We start from the raw sequence: 17222 nt of genomic DNA, 5'->3' as shown, positions 1-17222 counted from the left end.
TCGTCCGCCGCCAGCCGCTGCCGACGCCCGTCAACCACCCAATACGTCCCACAGCCACAGGCGCTCGTTCGGATCGATCCAGGCCTCGATGGCCTCGAGCACCTCGCGCCGCTCGCTCGGCGCACGTGTGTCGTCGAGCACCAACGATCGCAGTCGGTCCACCAGCTGCTGCGTGTGCGGCGCGCGCTGCGGACCACCGCCCTGATCGAGCACGTTCTGCGACGCCCACAGGAGCGCGGAGAGCGAACCACCGGGCTCGCGGTCGAGCGCGTCCAGGATCGCTTCCACGTCCCTGGTCGTCCCGGCTCCGTCCTGTGCGGTGAGCGTCAACAGAGCCTGACCACGCACGTCGGGATCGGGGTCGTCGAGGGCGATCGCGCGCAGCTCGGGCGCTTCGGCTCCTCCCATGCCGAGCACGGTCAACCGCCGCGCGTCGGGGTCACCGGTCTCGTCCACGCGCAGGTCGGCATAGGCCAGGCGCAGCTCGTCCAGTCCTCCGTCGCGCTCCCCCAGTTCGAACCACGCCGTGGGTACGCCTCCCAGGTCGCCCGCCCGCTCGACCAGGAAACCGACCGCCATGTCGACCGGTGCTTCGCGTGCGACCGCCAGCGCGACCATGTGCCGTTCGTTGGGTCCACCGCGCTCGAACGTGTCGCGAGCGACATCGAGCGCGAGCCACGGCTCGCCGAGCGCGAAGAGTTCGACCAGTCCGCGCGTCACGGCTTCGGTGTCCGAGGGATCGGCGAGCAGCCAGCGCGCGAGCGCGTCGCGGGTCTTCGCGTCGAGCCGGCCCGCCAGCGCGAGCAGCACCCGATCGATCACGTTCGCGCGCTCGCGATGCCGAACGCGCAGGGTGAGCAGTTCGTCGAGCAGACGCGGTCCCGGTTCGATCGCGAGCTCGCCCTCCAGCAGCGCCACGAGATTGTCGGCGAGGAAGTCGGCGGTGGCGCCGTCGATCGACACGAGCAGCGCGCAGGACCGCGAGAGTGCCGAGCGCACCGCCGCACTCGCCCCGGCGCCCGCGGGATCGTCCTCCCGCCCAGCCGCGTCACCGGCCCACAGCGGCACGAGCCAGTACACCGCGCGCACCGCTCCGTAGCGCAGTCGCTGGAGCTGCTCGGGCTCGCCGTGCACCGCGACCGCACCCACGGCTCCGAGTTCGCTCAAGCGATCCACCACGTCCTCGAGTCCACGCTCGCGCGCCGCGAGTTCGGCCACGGCCCGCTCGAGGTCCGACGCGGTCGATTCCGACCCGGTACCGCGCACGACGTGCTCCTCCGAGTCCGCGATCGCCAGGAACAGCGCGTCGAGCGAACGCGCCGCGACGTCCTCGACCGCGCCCTCGACGGCCTGGCGCGAAACCAGGTCCGCGGCGGTGGCGAGCGTCGCCCCCGCCTCCGCCTCAGGAACCGAACGCGATCCACCGTCGACCCGCTCGAAGGGATTCGCCGTCGAGAGGACCAGGTATCCGATCAGTGCGATCGACACCAGCGCGACGACGACCAGGAGGCGTGCGCGTCCAGCCCTCGATCGTCGCGTTCCACACGCTCGGCGAACGCGCCACCTCGCACTGCTCCGCCCGTTCCGCCCGCTGCATTCGTCCATGACCTGCTCCTCCTGGCGGCACTCGCCGTCCGAGGAACAGACCGATCACGATCGAAACGGTGTCGACGTGCGTCCCGAAAATCGACGCGCGTCCGCGGCGCCGCTCAGCTGCGCGCCGCGAACCAGCGGGACGCGTCGCGCAGTCCCGGGATCACGTGGACGTCGCGCGGCACCCGTCGACCCGATCGCGCGCCTTCGCCGCCGACCACGAGGTCGATTCCGTCCGTCAGCAGTCCGCGCAGCTCGCCGAGCCGCTTGTGCGTCTCGACGCCACCGGTCGACAGCGACACGCTGACACCGACCGCGCGCGCGCCGAGGTCGATCGCCGCCTTCGCGATCTGGTCGGCCGGCGTGTCGGTTCCGATCGACGCCGTGCGCCAACCGCTCTGCAGCGCGACCAGCTCGACCATCCAGAGGCCGAGCGCGTGCTGCTCGCCCGACAGCGTCGTCAACAACAACAGCGGCGCGGTGGGATCCGGGGTGAAGCGGTCGGCTTCGCGACGCAGCACGTGGCTGACGCACTGGGTCGCCAAGTGTTCGTGACGGATGTCGAGCTCTCCCGCTGCCCAGCGACTGCCCACTTCGCGCACGACCATGCCGACGCGCAGGCGCAACCACGTGACGACGTCGAGGTCGTCGCGGCCGTCGAGCAGCGTGCGCGCGAGTCCGACCGAGTCGAGCGCGAGGACGTACCGCAGCGACTGCTCGACCCACGCTTCGTCCACCTCGGGCTCGTCGCGGGTGAGCAACTCGTCGAGCTCCGACTCGCTGGCGCGCACGGCGACCGAGGCCCGGGTCCCGAGTGCGACGGCCTCGGCCACCCGCCGCAGCCAGACCACCTGATCGCCGGTGTAGCGACGGTGCCCGGACGGCAGACGGGTGGCGACGGGGCGTCCGTAGCGTCGCTCCCAGACGCGCAGGGTCTCGGCCGAGATCCCCGTCTCGCTCGCCACGCGTCCGACGGAGAACCAGCCCGAGGGAGCGTCGCCCGCGCTCGGGAGGTCGCCGCGGTCGGCGTCGGAGGTCTTGGGGTCGGAGTCGGTCACGGTGCTCGGAACTGGAAGGCCAGGCGCGGGGTCTTTCGCGTCACCGTTCTATCAGGATCCAACTGGGGGCGACCAAATCGGGCGCTCGGCGTTCGGAGGACGGCCGAGCCCCGTGCGGGCGCCCCATCGATCGGCCCCTGTCGACGTCGTTCACGGGCGTCGCGAACGCCAACCGGCAGATCGAGCGCCGCCCGCTCCTGTGACCGCAAACGTCCCCGCGCGCGGTGATCGAGGCCGGACGCGAGGGCTCGCCCGACGCGCGGGCCGCACCCGATCCGCACAAGTCGCGCAGCTCCACATCCACCCGACGAGCGCGTCGCGAAGTCCTGGGTGTCCACGGTGCTCGCCCCGCTCCGCGAGTGGAGCGCCACGTCCCTTCCGGGCGAGCCGCGGACCGCCGTCGTGACGCCCAAGTGGGCGAACGCGACCTCGGCGAGCGACGCATCGAAGTGCGTCCGACCGATCAGCACCGAACCTCAACGAAGTCCCCACCATGAACCGTCTCGCAGCCATCGCCCTTCCCGTCGCCCTCGCGACCGCCGCCGTCCTCGGTTTCAACTCGGCCGACGCCGATCCGAGCAACGCCCAGGGCAAGACCATCGTCGACGTAGCGGTCGGCACGGGCTCCCACACCACTCTCGTCGCCGCGGTCAAGGCCGCTGGCTACGTCGAACTGCTCTCGGGCACGGACGAACTGACCGTCTTCGCCCCGACCGATCGCGCTTTCGCGGCGCTCGAGACCGGCCTGGTCGAGTCCCTGCTCGAGAAGCGCAACCTCGCCACGCTCCAGGAGGTCCTCGGGTACCACGTGGTCGCCGGTCGCATGACCGCCGCCGACGTCATCCGCGAGAGTGAGCTGCGCACCCTCAACGGCCAGCGCGTCTCGGTCGACGTCCGCCCCGACGGTGTCTTCATCGGCGGAGCCAAGGTCGTGACCGCCGACGTGGCAGCCGACAACGGCATCGTCCACGTGCTCGGGAGCGTCATGCTGCCCGCCACCGACGACGTGGTCACCGTGGCCAAGAACGCCGGCATGTTCGGCACGCTCCTGACCGCCGTGCGCGCCGCGGGCCTGGTCGAGGCGATCAACGGCGACACGCCGCTGACCATCCTCGCGCCGACGGACTCCGCGTTCGCCGCCCTCGACCAGAAGCTGCTGGGCAGCCTGCTCGAGCCGGACAACAAGACGCGCCTGCAGGACGTGCTGAAGCTGCACGTGATCCCGGGTCGCCTGTCGGCCCTCGACCTGGCCACCTACGGAACGGTCGAGACGCTCGGCGGTGAGCGCCTGCCGGTCCGCGTGATCGACGGCCGCATCACGGTCGGCGGCGCCGCCCTCGTGGGCAACGACGTGGAGAGCACGAACGCGACCGTGCACGTGCTCGAGTCGGTCATCCTCCCGCGCTGATCGCGACGCGGACGGCCGGCCTCGAGCCGGAACAGCGGCCCCCGGGGTGCGAGACGACTCGCGCTCCGGGGGCCGCTCCGGTTCCCCTCCAGCCCGAATCGCTGAGCCTCGGGACGAGCGGGGCTGCGCGGACCGTGGAGGAAGAGGCCACGGGGCGCGACCTGCCCCGCCGCTCGGTGCCCGTCCTGCTGGCCCGAGCTGCTGAACCAACCTGCTGACCCTGGGCCCGTGAGAACCCGACCCACGTCCAGACTTGGACAAGCCCCTTCTGTCCGGAATCTGACGTACGACTTGTGTCGACTTCGGCCGGTGGGCCACACAGCCACAACCCCCTGCCTCACAGCAACTTTCGACGCACAGCGCCGCTCGGGAGCATCCGGTCCGCCGCAAACTGTCCAGATTATTACCTGAACAGAAGAGAGAGGGCCTAGGCTGCGGGTCGGATCGCGGTTCGGGTGCGTCCGCCCCGGGCGTGAGCCCTGCCCCAGAGCGATCCGGGCCCCAGTGACGCCACTGCCGACGTCCCAGCCCTCCGCACCCAGCACTCTCCACGACCCATGGCCACCACCGTCGAACCCGCCGTCAGCCGCCTCGCGTCCACGTCCGCCCGCCGCGACGTCGCGTCGTCGCACGGCGTTCGATCCGGCGGTGCGGCCGAACAGGAACCGGCGACCCCCCTGCCCGAGGACGCGCCCCTGCTCCACCGCCTGTGCGCGGGCGAGCGCGCCGCCGTGGACGAGTCGCTCGCCACCTGGGGCCCGCTCGTGTGGAGCATCGCGCGCCGCCACCACCCCGACCGCACCGAGGCCGAGGACGCCGTCCAGGAGATCTTCATCGACCTGTGGCGGACCGCCCGGCGCTTCGATCCGGCCGTGGGGTCCGAGGCCACGTTCGTGGCGACGGTCGCCCACCGCCGCTGCATCGACCGCCACCGCCGCACCCAGGCGCGCCCCCGGTACGAGGACGTCGAACCCGCCCTCGACCGCGTGGGATCCGAGGGCGTCGACACGGTGGAACTCGCCGACCAGGCCGAGGTCCTCCACGAGCAGCTCGAGACCCTGCGCCCGATCCAGCGCCGCGTGATCGAGATGTCCTTCCTCAAGGGCCTCTCGCACAGCCAGATCTCGGACGTGCTCGGCATGCCGCTCGGCACCGTCAAGACCCACGCGCGACGCGGCCTGAAGAAGCTGCGCGAACAGCTCGAAGGAACGGGCCTGGCCGCATCCATGGCCTGAGCGACCGGCGAACCGACTCGAGCACAGTGGCGGGTAGGCTGCTGTCCCCCCCGTGAACCACTCGAACCCGTTCGCCGTGCGCGGCCGACCGATTCGAACAACGCAGGAACGACGACCGATGACGACTTCACGCTCCTTCCGACGTGGCCCGCTGCTCTGCATGCTCGGCCTGTCGCTCGCCCCCTTCGTCGCCGGATGCGGCGCGATCACGACCGAATCCGTCGACATGGACGAATCCATCGCTTCGCAGAGTTTCTACGCCCTCGAAGTCCAGAGCCTCGAGGGCGACGCGGTTCCGCTCGAGCGCTACCGCGGACAGGTCAGCCTGGTCGTCAACACGGCGAGCAAGTGCGGACTGACGCCGCAGTACGAAGGCCTCGAGGCGCTGCAGCAGGAGTTCGCGGACCGCGGCTTCACCGTGCTCGGTTTCCCGAGCGGCGACTTCGGCGGACAGGAGTTCGACTCCGCCGGCGAGATCCGCGAGTTCTGCGACTCGAAGTACGCGGTCACGTTCCCGCTCTTCGCCAAGAGTGGCGTGAAGGAAGGACCGGACCAGTCCGAGGTCTTCCGCTTCCTCGGTGGCGCGACGGGCTCGCTGCCGGGCTGGAACTTCGGCAAGTACCTCGTCGATCGCGAAGGCACCGTCCTGGCGTTCTTCGCGCCGACGGTGGGTCCGCAGAGCGACGAGGTGCGCAAGGCGCTCGAAGCCGCGCTCGCGGACGCCTGAGCGTCGCGCTCGCGCTCGAAGGTCCGCGCAGCGACCACCCGCACCGTCAGACGGAGCGGGTGGTCGCTCCGCATTCGGCGAGCAGTTCGCGGTACCAGGCCGCCGCGTCGTCCGCTCGCCCCGGGAGCTCGTTCGTCCCCCAGATCACGGACAGCGTGCGCCGGGTCCCCTCGTCGGTCTTGGTGCGCTGGGCGTCCTTGACGGCGTTCGCGCACGGACCGTCGGCGTCGAACAGACACAGGAGACCGCCCAGGCCGATCTCCTGGCCCGAACGGTTGAAGACGTAGCTCGCGCCGGCCTCGGCCACGCCGACGCGCAAGGGTTCGCTCGCGCGGTCCAGGTCGACGACGCTGATGGGCAGACCCGAGTGGAGGCTGACCGCGTTGCAGGCGTCGACGGCGGGATTGATCGAACCGAGCCGCCCGTTCGCCACTGCGCCGAGCAGGTACTCGGCCGAGGGCTTGCCTCGCCCCGTCGGTCGGTAGCCGCCGAGGCGCAGGAGCCGGCGCACCGCGGCGCGCACGTCGTCGCTGGACGTGAGCGGCGCCGTCGCTCCAGGTTCGAGAGCCGCCAGCGCACTCGTCGCGGGTCCGAGCGAGCCCAGAGGTTCGGCGAACTCGGTGACGAAGCAGACGGGCTCGAGCAGCGGATGGTCGTCGAACTCGATCAATGGGCTGTGCGAAGGGCTGGGGAAGCGGGGCGGCCGACTATAACCGTAGGCATGCAGTCACTCCTTCGCTCCCGACTCCTCCGTCGCCTCCCCGTCCTCGTCCTGTCGACCACCGCTCTGCTGATCGGCGCGACCGGCTGTGCTGGAACCGAGCCGGATCCGGCGCGCGAGATCTGGACCGGCGCCCTCGACCAGGAGACGTTCGCCGCGTTGCACGAACTCACCGACGCGGAAGCGCCGCCCGCACTCGGCGACGAGATCACACTCTCCGACGGCACGAGCGCGTACCTGTCGCGCGCGGCCGACCCCGACGCCCCCGGTCTGATCGTGATCCACGAGTGGTGGGGCCTCAACGACCACATCCGTCACTGGACGGACCGTCTCGCTGCCGCCGGCTACAACGCCGTCGCCGTCGACCTGTACGGCGGCGTCGTCGCCACGACGCGCGACGGTGCGATGGCCGCCATGGGTTCGGTGGACGAAGCCGCCGCGACGACGACCCTGCGCGCCGCCGCTGGGTACTTGAAGGGCGAACTCGGCGTGAAGAAGTACGGCTCGATTGGCTGGTGCTTCGGCGGCGGCTGGTCGCTGCGCACCGCGCTCGATCAACCGGACCTGGACGCCTGCGTGATCTTCTACGGGCGCCTCGTCACCGATCCCGAGCAACTGGCAGCGATCGAGGCCCCGGTACTCGGCATCTTCGGCCTGCGCGACGGTTCGATCCCGAACGAGTTGGTCGACCAGTTCGAAGCGGCCGCCCGCACCGCCGGCGTTCCGAGCATCCGCATCGCCCAGTACGACGCGGAACACGCCTTCGCGAACCCGTCGAGCGGGCGCTACGACGCCGCCGCCGCGAACAGCGCGTGGAGCGTGGTGCGCGAGTTCCTGGCCGCCGAACTGCAGTGAGCGAGCGGCTCGCCCGACCCGACGTTCCCGCGGCGGACCGCATGCGCTTTCGCACGCGGTTGCGCACCCGTTGGGTCGACGAGGACAACCAGGGCGTCCTCAACAACGCGGTCCAGCTGACGCTCCTGGAAGAAGCGCGCCTCGCCTACTTCGGTGAACTCGGCCTCATGGACGGGGCGCACTTCCCGTTCGTGCTGGCCCAGTGCAACCTGCGGTTCGTGAGTCCGGGGCGCGGAGCGACGGAGGTCGACGTCGCACTCACCACGGTGCACGTCGGCACGTCGTCGCTGCGCCAGGTGGCGCGCGTCTCGGACACCGCCGGCGTCACGTGGCTCGAGGCCGACGTGCTGCTGGTCGGCTGGGACAACGCGACGCGCGCGAAACGGCCCTTCGACGAGCACTTCAGGACGGCGGTGCTGGCGTTCGAGGCCGGATCGGACCGGGCGGACTGAGTGTCCGGCGTCCTGCGCAGGAATCCCGAGTTCGCCAAGCTGTGGTCGGCCCAGGTGGTCAGCCAAGCGGGCGACTGGTTGAACAAGGTCGCGGCTCTGTCGCTGATCGCGCGCTACGGCGGCGGTGGCGAGGCGCTGCTCGGGCTGGGACTGATGTTCGGCACGGAGCAGGCCCTGCGCCTCCTCCCCACGACGTTGCTGAGTCCGTTCGCCGGACCGGTGGCCGACCGCGTGCCGCGCAAACTCCTGCTCGTCGGCGGCGACCTCCTGCGCTGCCTGCTGGTCCTGTGCTACCTGACGATCGACAGCCGCGAGGAACTGCCGCTCGTGTGGGTGTTGATCGCGCTCCAGGTCGGCCTCGGCATCTTCTTCGACGCTGCGCGGCAGGCCTCGTTGCCGAACACCGTGCGCACCGGGGACCTGCACACGGCGATCGCGCTCAGTGCAGCGACGTGGAGCACGATGTTGTCCATCGGTGCCCTGACCGGTGGCCTGCTCGTGCACTGGTACGGCGCCCGGACGGCCTTCGTGGTCGATGCGTGCACGTACGTCGCGAGCGCAGCGCTGTACGTCTGGTTGAAGGTCCCGGCCGTACAGGCCCAGGACGAGCCGTTCCGCTGGAAGGAGTTCCTCGGCCTGCGCGACATCCGCCGCGGTTGGGAGCACGCGGGCGCCATCGGCATCCGGCCGGCGCTGGTGACGAAAGCGTTCTGGGGCGGAGCCGGCGGTCTGCTCGTGCTCGTGGCCCTCGCCGCCGAGACCCGCTACGGAGCCGAGGCGGACGGAGCGACTTTCGCCTACACGTTCGGCATCCTGTTCGCGGCGCGCGGCGTCGGTACGGCCATCGGGCCGTTCGTCGCACGTCGGCTGTTCGGCACACGACCGCTCGAACTGCTGCACTCGATCCGCGCCGGCTTCCTGCTCGCCCCTTTCGCCTACGCCGCTTTCGGCCTGGCCGAGAACCTGTGGGTCGCGGCGGCGTGGATCGCAGTGGCCCACCTCGGCGGCGGTTCGATCTGGGTCGCATCGACCAGCATCTGGCAGCAGACGGTCGACGATCGTTTTCGCGGCCGCGTCCACGCACTGGACTTCTTCGGCATGACCCTCTCGTTCTCCATCTTCGCGCTCGTCACGGGCGCGCTCTACGACCTCGGGGTCGACCTCACCACGTTGACGACCGGGCTCAGTGCCGCGGTCCTCGCCATGGGCATCGGCTGGTGGGCGCTGAGCGCGCGCATGCGCGGTCGCCTCGCGGCCCTGGAGGTCTCCCGATGAGCCGCGCCGCTCTGGACGCGGTCCTCGCCGCCGAGGACCGCACGCCGATCGAAGGCGCCGACCCGATCGTGTCGGTGCACGAGGACGACGACGCCGAGTACGTCGCCGCGCTCGAGGAGTACGGACTCGGCGTCCACGAACTCGAACGCCGCGGACACTGGCACGGCCGCTGGGTCGAGCTCGATCCCGAACTCGAGCCGCGCGCACGTCTGCCGCGCCCCGCGATCTGCCGACGACGCGTGCTGGAGGCCCGACCGCTCGTGCTGCGCGGAGCGGTGAGCGCCAAACTCTCCGACTGGCGCAACGAGCTGTTCGCCGCCGACCGCGCGCTCGAATCGATCGGAACCCCGGCGGGCTTCGAAGCCTGGATCCGAGCGCGACTGGGCCGGGGTTCCGCGCTGCGACTCGAGCGCGTCGAACCGGGCGGCGTCGACGCCGAACGCGACGTGGCGACGGCCCACTTCGTCCGCGCGGACGGCAGCGACGGACCGCGCCCGTGGGCCAAGGTCGGACGCCTGTCCACGCACGACGGCGACGCGTCGCTCCGGCTGCGGACGGGCTTCGGGAACGAGCCGGACGACGACGCGAACCCGTCCCCGCCCGGCCAACGAGCGACGCTGTCCCTGGCACGCGCGCTGCTGCCCGAGCTGGCCCTCGTGAACGACGACAAGGCTCTCTTCGCCGCCATCGACGAAGTCTCGGCCTGCGACGAACCGCTCGGCCCGGCCTGTCCGATCGCGTACTGGAACCGACCGGGCGGCGGCGCTCTGTTCCACCACGACGCGTTCGAAGCGGTCGAAGGTCCCGACCGGCAGTTCGGCGTGCTCTACGTCCAACTCGCCGGCGCGACCGCGTGGCTGGCGCTGTCGACGACGCAGCTGGCCCGCCGCCTCGAGCAGTTCGCCGCGGCGCTCGACGAGGGCGAAGTGCCGTGGTTGCGCGAGCAGCTCGGCGGCACCGGCGCGCTCGAAGCCCTCGAGACGCTGCGGCACGACCGCTTCGCGCTGCTCGAAGAACTCGGGCTGCCCGGACAGGGTCGACTCGGCGCGCTCGTGAATCGCGGCCCGGAGTTCACGGCCTTCTTGGCCGACCTCGGGCATGCCGCGGTGCTGCGCGCCGGCGACGCGATCCTGCTGCCGAACAACGGTTGGCGTTCGACCGCGCTGCACTCGGTCTACTGCGCGTCGAACGCATCCAACTACGCCCTCTCGTTGGGCTTGAGGCCTCGGCGGCAGGTCGGTTCGGCGCGCCGGCGTTGAAGCGTCCGCACTCGGCTCCGGCCGCAGCAGCGGGATAGACTGGAGCCGGTGGCGTGTCCCTGCCACGCCCTGCGCCCCATGCCCTCGATCTCCCTCCATCCGGCGACGGCCCCGAACGACCCGCGACCGACCTGGCGACGGGCCCGGACGTTCACGCTGCTGGCACTCCTGGTGGCCCCGTGGCCGCTCGCCTGCAGCCTGACCGGCCCCAGCTTCGAGCAGGTGCCGCCGTCGGTCCGCGAGGCGGTCCAGCGCAGCGAGGCGCGCGGCGGGACCTACGCCGAACCGCCGCTGACGCGCTCCCCCGGTGCCCTGTTGGACAGCGCGTCGGTGCTCGACCGCTTCGACGCACTCGAGCGCTCGAACGCCGAACTGCTCAGCGCCGTGTCGCGAGCCGACGAGCGCCGACGCGAGCTGGAACGACAGCTGGAGCGCTCCGCGAACGAACTGGAGCAGGCGCGGCTCGGGACCGTCGACGAGCGCGAGGCCCAGGAACGCCTGGCCACGGAACGCGCCGAGGCGCTGGAAGAACTCGTGCGCGTGGAGTCGAACGTCGGCCGCGAGGGTCGCGCCAGACTGGCCGAGGAGATCGCGGCCATCGAGGCCGAGGTCGCCCGGGCGGCACGGGCACGGGCCCTCGAGCTGGCGGCGCTGACCGACAGCGTCCTGGCGAACACGGCGGCGCTCTCGGAGCTCGGCGCCGAACTCGAAGGGGCCGCCGAACGCGCCGAGGTCCTGGCGACGGAGCGGCAGGTCGTGGTCGACGAGCGGCTCGCCGGCATCGACGCCGCCCTGACCGGCATCGACCGCCGCCTGACCGAGCTCGAGCCGACGACCGAGATCCTGGCCGACGCGCTGGACGCGGCGGATCGCGTCGAGGCCCGGATGGACTCCTTCGAGGCCGCGGCCGCCGCGTCGGGGCTCGACTTGGACGATCCGAAGGACCCGGATACCCTCGGAACCACGACGCCCGGTCGCAGTGAGCGACTGGGCGGCCCGCCGACCGCGGTGCCGATCGACCCCGGCCCCACCACCGCCGAACTGGCCGCGCTGCGGACCGAGTTGGTCGAACTGCGCTCCACGTTGCGTCGCGTCGAAGAGATGACCCCTGTGCAGAGCCCCATCACGCCTCCCACCGCGCTCGGCGCCGTCGCGACCAACGATCCGAACACCGCTCTGGCTTTCAGCTGGAACGAGGACGGTCTGGTCGTCGTCGTGATCGTCGCCCTCGTCCTGCTCGCGCTGAGCATCTTCGGCCTCTTGACCGAGCGCCGCCGGCGCCACGAGGCGAGCGACCGCTTCGACGCGCTCGAGGACACGCTCGCGGATCTGGCCGAACGGCTCGAGTCCGCGTCGGCGTCGGCGGCCGAACTCCGGGCACCGGTTCGGAACGAAGCTGCGGAGACCCCCGAGCCCAGCGTCGAACACGAGCCTGCTCCGGTGGCCTCGGAACCGGCGGCGGGCGAGTCGCGCTGGGAGCGCTTCGTCGAACGCGTCGACCACCCGACGCGCGCCACCGCACCGCCGGCGCCGCCGCGCGGTCGTCGCGTGCGGCGCGTGCTCGACGAGGACTTCCTCGAGCGCTATCGCCAGCGCAGCCCGAGCTCGAACGGGACGAACGGACGCCACTGAGCCTGTGGCCTCGGGGCGGCAGCGCCTGTGGCCGCGGGGCGGCAGCGCCTGTGGCCGCGGGGCGGCAGCGATCGTCGACGCGCCCCGTCGACGCGCCCCGTCGAGTTCCCCCCGCTCGCGAGATCGCCGACGACGCGACGACCACCGCGAACGAACCGCGGCGCGCGGCGCTCAGCCGCCCTTGTGCTCGCTCTGCCCGCGGCGGTAACGCAGCCACTCGCTCGCGAGACCGAACAGGGACGGCGTCTTCGCCCCGCGGCGCAGATTGGCGGCGCCGATCTCGAAGGCCAGCGACCACTGCGCGCAGAAGGTGCGCAGGCCCGCGAGCGCCGAGTGCTTCGGGTCGTAGACGTGGGTGCTCTCGGACGTCACGCCGTTGACCTCGATCACGCGTAGGCCATCGCCGCGCGCCAGCGCCTCGCGCGACGGTGCGACGAGGTCGTAGCGACCGAAGTAGAAGCCGTCGAAGCAGTGCGAGACCGCGTCGATGCGCTCGGTCAGCTCCGTTGTCGCGAGCTCACAGGCGTCCAGGAAGATCGCTCCGCGCGCGTGGGTCCCGAGGTCGCCGAGGACGACCACCTCGCCCTGCGCCGGCACGTCGTCCAGGCGCTCGTGATTCTTGTGCGCGTAGTAGTCGGCGAGGCAGACGGCGCGTTCGTCGGCGAGGATCAGGTGCTCGAGCGTGTGCACACCGTCGCCCGTGACCGTCGCCAGCTGCTTCTGGGTGATCGAGATGATCTCGCCGTGCGGCGCGTCGGGGCGGCGGGCGTAGAAGACGCCGAACTCGACTCCGGCGGCGAAGGCCTGCGCCAACAGATCGGTCTCGGACTCGCGCAGATAGGCGTGCGCTGCCGCTTCGTCGCGCGCGATGAGCACGCCCGACCCACGCTGCCCCGCGTCGGGCTTGAGGACGACCGGCCAGTCGAGCCCTTCCGTGTCGCGGAACGCGTCGAACCGCCGAACGCGCTCGTCGGGGCCGAGGCTCGCGGGAAGCGCGATCCAGGGCGGGACGACCTCGGTCGCCGGCGCGCGCGACGCCAGGTCCGCGAGGATGCGCGCCTTCGACTCACCGACGACACCGCCGCCCTCGATGCCCGGGTTCGACGCGCACCAGGCGGTCGCGCTGCGGTGCTTCAGAGCGAGGACGAGCAGCCACAGGACGACCGGGACGTACACGAGCCACGCCGGCCAGAACTCCCAGCGCACGGTGCGGCGCCAGCGTCCGACCAGGCGTCGACGCCCCTGCCACGAGAGCAGAGGCACGAGGAACTTCACGACGAACAGGCCCGCGAGCAGCGTGAGCCCGAGACCGAGCACGAAGTTGTCCTGCACGACCTCGAGTCCTTCGAGGATGCGCGTTCCGAGCACGCTCGCGAGCCAGACGAGCCCTGGCGTCCAGATCCCGGCGGCGACCGCGAAGTAGAGAGCGAAACGCTTGGCGTTCGCCCCCAACGCGCCCGAGGCGAAGTAGGTCGGCAATCGCATCCCCGGCGTGAAACGCGAGAGGAAGATGACGGCGAGGCCGCGGCGCTCGAGCCACTCGGCCGCGCGTTCGGTGCGCTCCGCCGAGACGAGCCAGCGCAGTGGCCGACGCGTGAGCGCCTTCGATCCGAGATAGCGCCCCGAGAGGAACAGCAAGAGGTCGCCGACGTAGATGCCGACGAAACAGGCCGCGGCCGCCGGGAGGAAGTCGAGACGCCCTTGAGCGACGAGCGCTCCGGCGAGGATGCAGGTCAGGTCCTCGCTGACGAGCGTCGCGAGCGCGAGCATGACGCAGATCGCGATCAGGGCGAAACCGACCACAGGAGCGCCCGACGGATCGAATGGCTCGGCGGCGCGCGCCAGCTGTTCGGGCGTCGCGTCGGCGCGCGTCGGAGCGGCTTTGGCCTCCACGTCGTCGAGGAACTCGCGCAGGGCCGCGGCGACGAACGCGGGTTCGGTGAACGTCGCGAAGTGGTCACCGTCGAACGCGAACAAGCGGCTGTGCGGAACGATCCTGTGGTGCTCGAGCGCCGCGTCGAACGGGACCAGCGGGTCCGATCGTCCGTGGATCACGAGCATCGGCACCGTCAGTTCCTCGAGGCGCTGCCGCAGAGGCCGTTGGTCGGTGTCGTAGAAGTTGCGCGCGTACTCGATCGACAGCATCCCGCCGTCGAAGGCACCGAAGTGCGGCACGAGTTCGTACACGCACCAGAGCGCGGCGAGCTGCATCCCGTGTACGCCGTGGTTGAGCGTGTAGTCGCCGAGCCACTCGAGTTCCTGGACGCCGATCGCGCTGAGCAGCGTCACGGATGCCGTGCGTTCACCGAGCAGCGGCGCCAGCTCGAGGACCACGCCGCCCCCCATCGAGAAGCCGACCAGATGCGCGCGCTCGATCGCCAGTTGGTCGACGAGTTGCTCGAGGTAGAGCGCGTGCGAGCGAACCGAGTAGTCCGCGACGTCGCGCGTGGAGCGCCCGAAACCGGGCAGGTGCATCCACACCACGCGGTAGTCGTCGTCGAGCTCACCGGCGATGCGACCGAGTTCTTCGCCGCCGCTCGGACTGCCGTGCACACCGATCACGACCGGTGCGTCACGCGGACCGCTGTCGCGATAGGCCATGCGTACCGTCCGCCCCGTACGAGCGCCGTCGGCGTCGACCTCTTCGAGTTCGGCGAACACAAGACCGGTCGGCACCTCGTCGGCCGGTGCGTCGAGCGCTCGAACGAGGTGCGACGCGAGCAGCAGGACGACGTACAGGCCGAGGACCCAGCGCTTCCAGTGCCGGCGCGCGGGTCGATCCGTCTCGCCGCTCATCGAGCGGACGCCGAACGACGCGGAAGGACGACGGTCGCGAACGCTCCGCCGTCCGCGGGAGCCCCGTCGAGGTAGTGCATCGACACGTGGTCGCCCGTGACGCGCACGCGCGTGTGGCTCACGGTGCAGGCGTCGTCGCGCGACATCGAGACCGCGTAGGCACCGGGTTCCGGCAGGCGGCTGGCGTGGTAGCGCTCGAGTTCGGCGGCGGTGGGCGCAGAGGCGTCGCCGACCGTCGCGTGCCAGGTGGCGAGACGTTGCTCGCGGACGCGCGGCAGGTCGAACCCGGACGACACGAACGGTGGGCGGACGTCGGCGCCGTCGGTGACGCCGAGCGCGACGCCGTCCCAGCGCGCCGCGTGGCCCGCGGCGAGCGCACCCGTCGCGTCCACTTCGAACACCGCCAACGTGAAGCCGCGATAGGCCGCGAGGTCGTCACCGCGCAACACAGCCAGCGCCTGCGCCGCCGTGCCGTGGATCGCGAGCTCGCGCACCAGGAGGCCGCGCGACCTGGGCGTGGCCGGCGCGTAGTCGGCCTCGTAGAGATTCAGGATGCAGAGCACGAGTCCGAACTCGTTGGCGGCGATCCACGTCCCGAGCTCCTGACCGTCCAGCGGGAAGACGACCTCGACCCCGCTCTCCGTGTGCACCTCGGGAGCGTGGCCGCCGGGACGGGAACGCTGCTCGTCGCGGTTGAAGAACAGTTCGAAGCCGGGCGGCCCCGTGATCCAGCTCGCGGTACACACCGGACGGTCTCGGTCCCCGTGGAGGGTGGCGCGCGTTCCGCCGGAGCCAACACGTGGTCGGCCCGCGGGCGGTCGCTCAGCTACCCGCCTGCTTCCAGTACTCGATGGTGGAAGGCGCGACGCCGAAGTCGGGCCCACAATCGAACCCCTGCAGCTTCAGGATCACGGCGATCAACGCGTAGTGGTGGATCGTGTGGCTGACGAGGAAGCGCAGCTCGCGCTTGACCGTGGTCCGGTTCCAGTGACCGTCCTCACCGGCGTCTCCGACCGCGTCCATCTTGGCCTCGAGCTCCGTGTCCGGACCGCGACCAGCGAGTGCATCGCCGAACACCGTGTCCAGGCGCTCGACCAGGAGGCCGAGGCACGCGATCGCGTGGGTGCGGTCGGCCTCGAAGTCGGGATCGCGATCCCGGAGGTCGTAGTCGATCCGCCCGCCTTCCACGTCGCGCAGGAAGCAGCGGTAGTAGTCGTAGATGTGCCGGAAGTGCGCGCCCGCACCGCTGTGGGCGAGGCCTTCGGGCACGGAGACGTACTGGCCGTCCGCCAGTCGGCGGATGACCTCGATGCCTTGGCGCAGCACCTGTTGGTTGAGGGCAGCCACGAAACGGTGGCTGTCCCCCGACTTCGAGGGGGCTACACGGACGGCTTGAAATGTGCTCTGGTCGCTTCCCATAGACGCTGGGCGAGATCCTTGCGATCGCGCCCGACGAGGGGTTCTGCCCCGAATGTGATCTCCGCCCGAATGCGTGGGAGTCGGAGGAGGCCGAGGATGTGGCTGCCGAAGGGCATGTCACGCCACCAGCAGACGACGTCGCTCGCTGGGGGGAATCCAGGGGGGGAGAGGTACCTCAAGGCGGCGTAGGCGACGGGAAGCCCTCCGCGTGCCGCTGGATCGAGGAGAGAGGCGCGAAAGGGTAGCACCTGCTCCCCCCCGCTGCTCGTGCCTTCCGGGAACAGAACCACGCTGCTGCCGAGCTCGAGTTCTTCCGCGATGTGCTTGGAGGTTTCCACCAGAGTCCTCTTCTGTTCGCGCTGGACGAACACCGTTCCCGCCGACCGAGCCAGGGCCCCGACGAGGGGCCAGTGGGCCACCTCCGCCTTGGAGACGAAGATGGTGGGCACTTGGGAGGCCAGGACCGGTATGTCCAGGTACCCCAGATGGTTGCACACGAGCAAGCAGCCAACGGGGGGCGTTCCCTCCACCCGGACGGAGACCCCCATGATCGGCAGGCTCGCCCGGCCCCAGACCCGGATCATCCGGTTCCGCCAATGGGCGCGATCGGCCGCGGCGGGGCGGATCAGGCGGCCCGCCGCGTACCAGCACCACAGGGCGAACGTGACGACGAACAGCGTCGCGAGGCGCAGTGGTACGAGGAGCCAGCAGAGCGTCTTCAAGGGCGGAGCGCGGGATCGTCACCGGCGCGCCCGGACGATACGCGAGCGGCGCGGCGACTCCCAGCACAGG

15 protein-coding genes are annotated in these 17222 nt (G+C 71.1%); 8 read left to right on the top strand and 7 right to left on the bottom strand.

What is annotated here, in order from left to right; translation table 11 throughout:
• Positions 1–30: 30 nt before the first annotated feature.
• Both Pla163_RS02745 and Pla163_RS02740 read right to left on the bottom strand, forming a co-directional pair.
• A complete protein-coding gene (locus Pla163_RS02745) occupies positions 31–1488 on the bottom strand; it encodes a hypothetical protein (protein ID WP_145183201.1) in 1458 nt (485 codons plus the stop codon).
• A 221-nt stretch (positions 1489–1709) separates the two neighbouring features.
• The gene (locus Pla163_RS02740; protein WP_145183198.1) at positions 1710–2651 is read right to left on the bottom strand and encodes a MerR family transcriptional regulator; all 942 of its coding nucleotides are present in this window, start codon (positions 2649–2651) and stop codon (positions 1710–1712) included.
• A gap of 493 nt (positions 2652–3144) precedes the next feature.
• Between Pla163_RS02740 and Pla163_RS02735 the strand changes: the two genes are divergently transcribed.
• From Pla163_RS02735 to Pla163_RS02725, 3 genes are all read left to right on the top strand, one after another.
• The gene (locus tag Pla163_RS02735) at positions 3145–4059 is read left to right on the top strand and encodes a fasciclin domain-containing protein (protein ID WP_145183195.1); all 915 of its coding nucleotides are present in this window, start codon (positions 3145–3147) and stop codon (positions 4057–4059) included.
• Between the two features lie 557 nt (positions 4060–4616).
• Positions 4617–5294, top strand: a complete 678-nt coding sequence (locus tag Pla163_RS02730; protein WP_145183192.1) for an RNA polymerase sigma factor — start codon at positions 4617–4619, stop codon at positions 5292–5294.
• A gap of 118 nt (positions 5295–5412) precedes the next feature.
• Entirely contained in the window at positions 5413–6021 is a 609-nt protein-coding gene (locus Pla163_RS02725; protein ID WP_419186245.1) for a glutathione peroxidase, read from the top strand.
• 46 nt (positions 6022–6067) lie between these two features.
• Here the strand turns inward: Pla163_RS02725 and Pla163_RS02720 are convergent, their stop codons facing one another.
• Positions 6068–6691, bottom strand: a complete 624-nt coding sequence (locus Pla163_RS02720) for a phenylalanine--tRNA ligase beta subunit-related protein (protein ID WP_145183189.1) — start codon at positions 6689–6691, stop codon at positions 6068–6070.
• Positions 6692–6742: 51 nt separating this feature from the next.
• Here Pla163_RS02720 and Pla163_RS02715 point away from each other — a divergent pair, with 51 nt between their 5' ends.
• The 5 genes from Pla163_RS02715 (at position 6743) to Pla163_RS02695 (ending at position 12215) form a co-directional block, all read left to right on the top strand.
• Entirely contained in the window at positions 6743–7597 is an 855-nt protein-coding gene (locus Pla163_RS02715; RefSeq protein ID WP_145183186.1) for a dienelactone hydrolase family protein, read from the top strand.
• A 41-nt stretch (positions 7598–7638) separates the two neighbouring features.
• On the top strand, positions 7639–8049 hold the full coding sequence (locus Pla163_RS02710) for an acyl-CoA thioesterase (protein WP_145183183.1): 411 nt from the start codon (positions 7639–7641) through the stop codon (positions 8047–8049).
• Positions 8050–9324 (top strand): MFS transporter, encoded by a 1275-nt coding sequence (locus Pla163_RS02705; RefSeq protein ID WP_145183180.1) that lies wholly within the window; start codon positions 8050–8052, stop codon positions 9322–9324.
• Positions 9321–10583 (top strand): hypothetical protein, encoded by a 1263-nt coding sequence (locus Pla163_RS02700; RefSeq protein ID WP_145183177.1) that lies wholly within the window; start codon positions 9321–9323, stop codon positions 10581–10583. Before Pla163_RS02705 ends, Pla163_RS02700 begins: the two co-directional genes overlap by 4 nt.
• Before the next feature lie 78 nt (positions 10584–10661).
• Positions 10662–12215 carry a hypothetical protein gene (locus tag Pla163_RS02695; protein WP_145183174.1) on the top strand — a complete coding sequence of 518 codons (1554 nt, stop codon included), beginning with the start codon at positions 10662–10664 and terminating at the stop codon, positions 12213–12215.
• Positions 12216–12386: 171 nt separating this feature from the next.
• On the opposite strand, the gene Pla163_RS02690 is transcribed toward Pla163_RS02695, so the two are convergent.
• The 4 genes from Pla163_RS02690 to Pla163_RS02675 all read right to left on the bottom strand — a co-directional run bounded on the left by Pla163_RS02690 (position 12387) and on the right by Pla163_RS02675 (position 17152).
• Positions 12387–15011, bottom strand: coding sequence for an alpha/beta fold hydrolase (locus Pla163_RS02690; protein WP_145183172.1), 2625 nt, complete (start codon positions 15009–15011; stop codon positions 12387–12389).
• Complete coding sequence (locus Pla163_RS02685; RefSeq protein ID WP_419186244.1) at positions 15008–15757, bottom strand: NRDE family protein; 750 nt, start codon at positions 15755–15757, stop codon at positions 15008–15010. The genes Pla163_RS02690 and Pla163_RS02685 overlap by 4 nt, the downstream gene beginning before the upstream one ends.
• A 76-nt stretch (positions 15758–15833) precedes the next feature.
• A complete protein-coding gene (locus tag Pla163_RS02680; RefSeq protein WP_419186243.1) occupies positions 15834–16358 on the bottom strand; it encodes a DinB family protein in 525 nt (174 codons plus the stop codon).
• 32 nt (positions 16359–16390) lie between these two features.
• Entirely contained in the window at positions 16391–17152 is a 762-nt protein-coding gene (locus Pla163_RS02675) for a lysophospholipid acyltransferase family protein (RefSeq protein WP_145183163.1), read from the bottom strand.
• Positions 17153–17222: the final 70 nt, after the last annotated feature.

It is taken from the genome of Rohdeia mirabilis (assembly GCA_007750655.1).
Classification (GTDB): Bacteria; Planctomycetota; UBA1135; order UBA1135.
This window is presented reverse-complemented; position numbering and strand designations above follow the sequence as displayed.

Bases quoted from the DNA above. Each gene is read 5' to 3' on its own strand.
- Pla163_RS02715 (WP_145183186.1), top strand. From the start codon at position 6,743: ATGCAGTCACTCCTTCGCTCCCGACTCCTCCGTCGCCTCCCCGTCCTC.
- Pla163_RS02730 (WP_145183192.1), top strand. From the start codon at position 4,617: ATGGCCACCACCGTCGAACCCGCCGTCAGCCGCCTCGCGTCCACGTCC.
- Pla163_RS02690 (WP_145183172.1), bottom strand. From the start codon at position 15,011: ATGAGCGGCGAGACGGATCGACCCGCGCGCCGGCACTGGAAGCGCTGG.
- Pla163_RS02700 (WP_145183177.1), top strand. From the start codon at position 9,321: ATGAGCCGCGCCGCTCTGGACGCGGTCCTCGCCGCCGAGGACCGCACG.
- Pla163_RS02710 (WP_145183183.1), top strand. From the start codon at position 7,639: ATGCGCTTTCGCACGCGGTTGCGCACCCGTTGGGTCGACGAGGACAAC.
- Pla163_RS02735 (WP_145183195.1), top strand. From the start codon at position 3,145: ATGAACCGTCTCGCAGCCATCGCCCTTCCCGTCGCCCTCGCGACCGCC.
- Pla163_RS02695 (WP_145183174.1), top strand. From the start codon at position 10,662: ATGCCCTCGATCTCCCTCCATCCGGCGACGGCCCCGAACGACCCGCGA.
- Pla163_RS02725 (WP_419186245.1), top strand. From the start codon at position 5,413: ATGACGACTTCACGCTCCTTCCGACGTGGCCCGCTGCTCTGCATGCTC.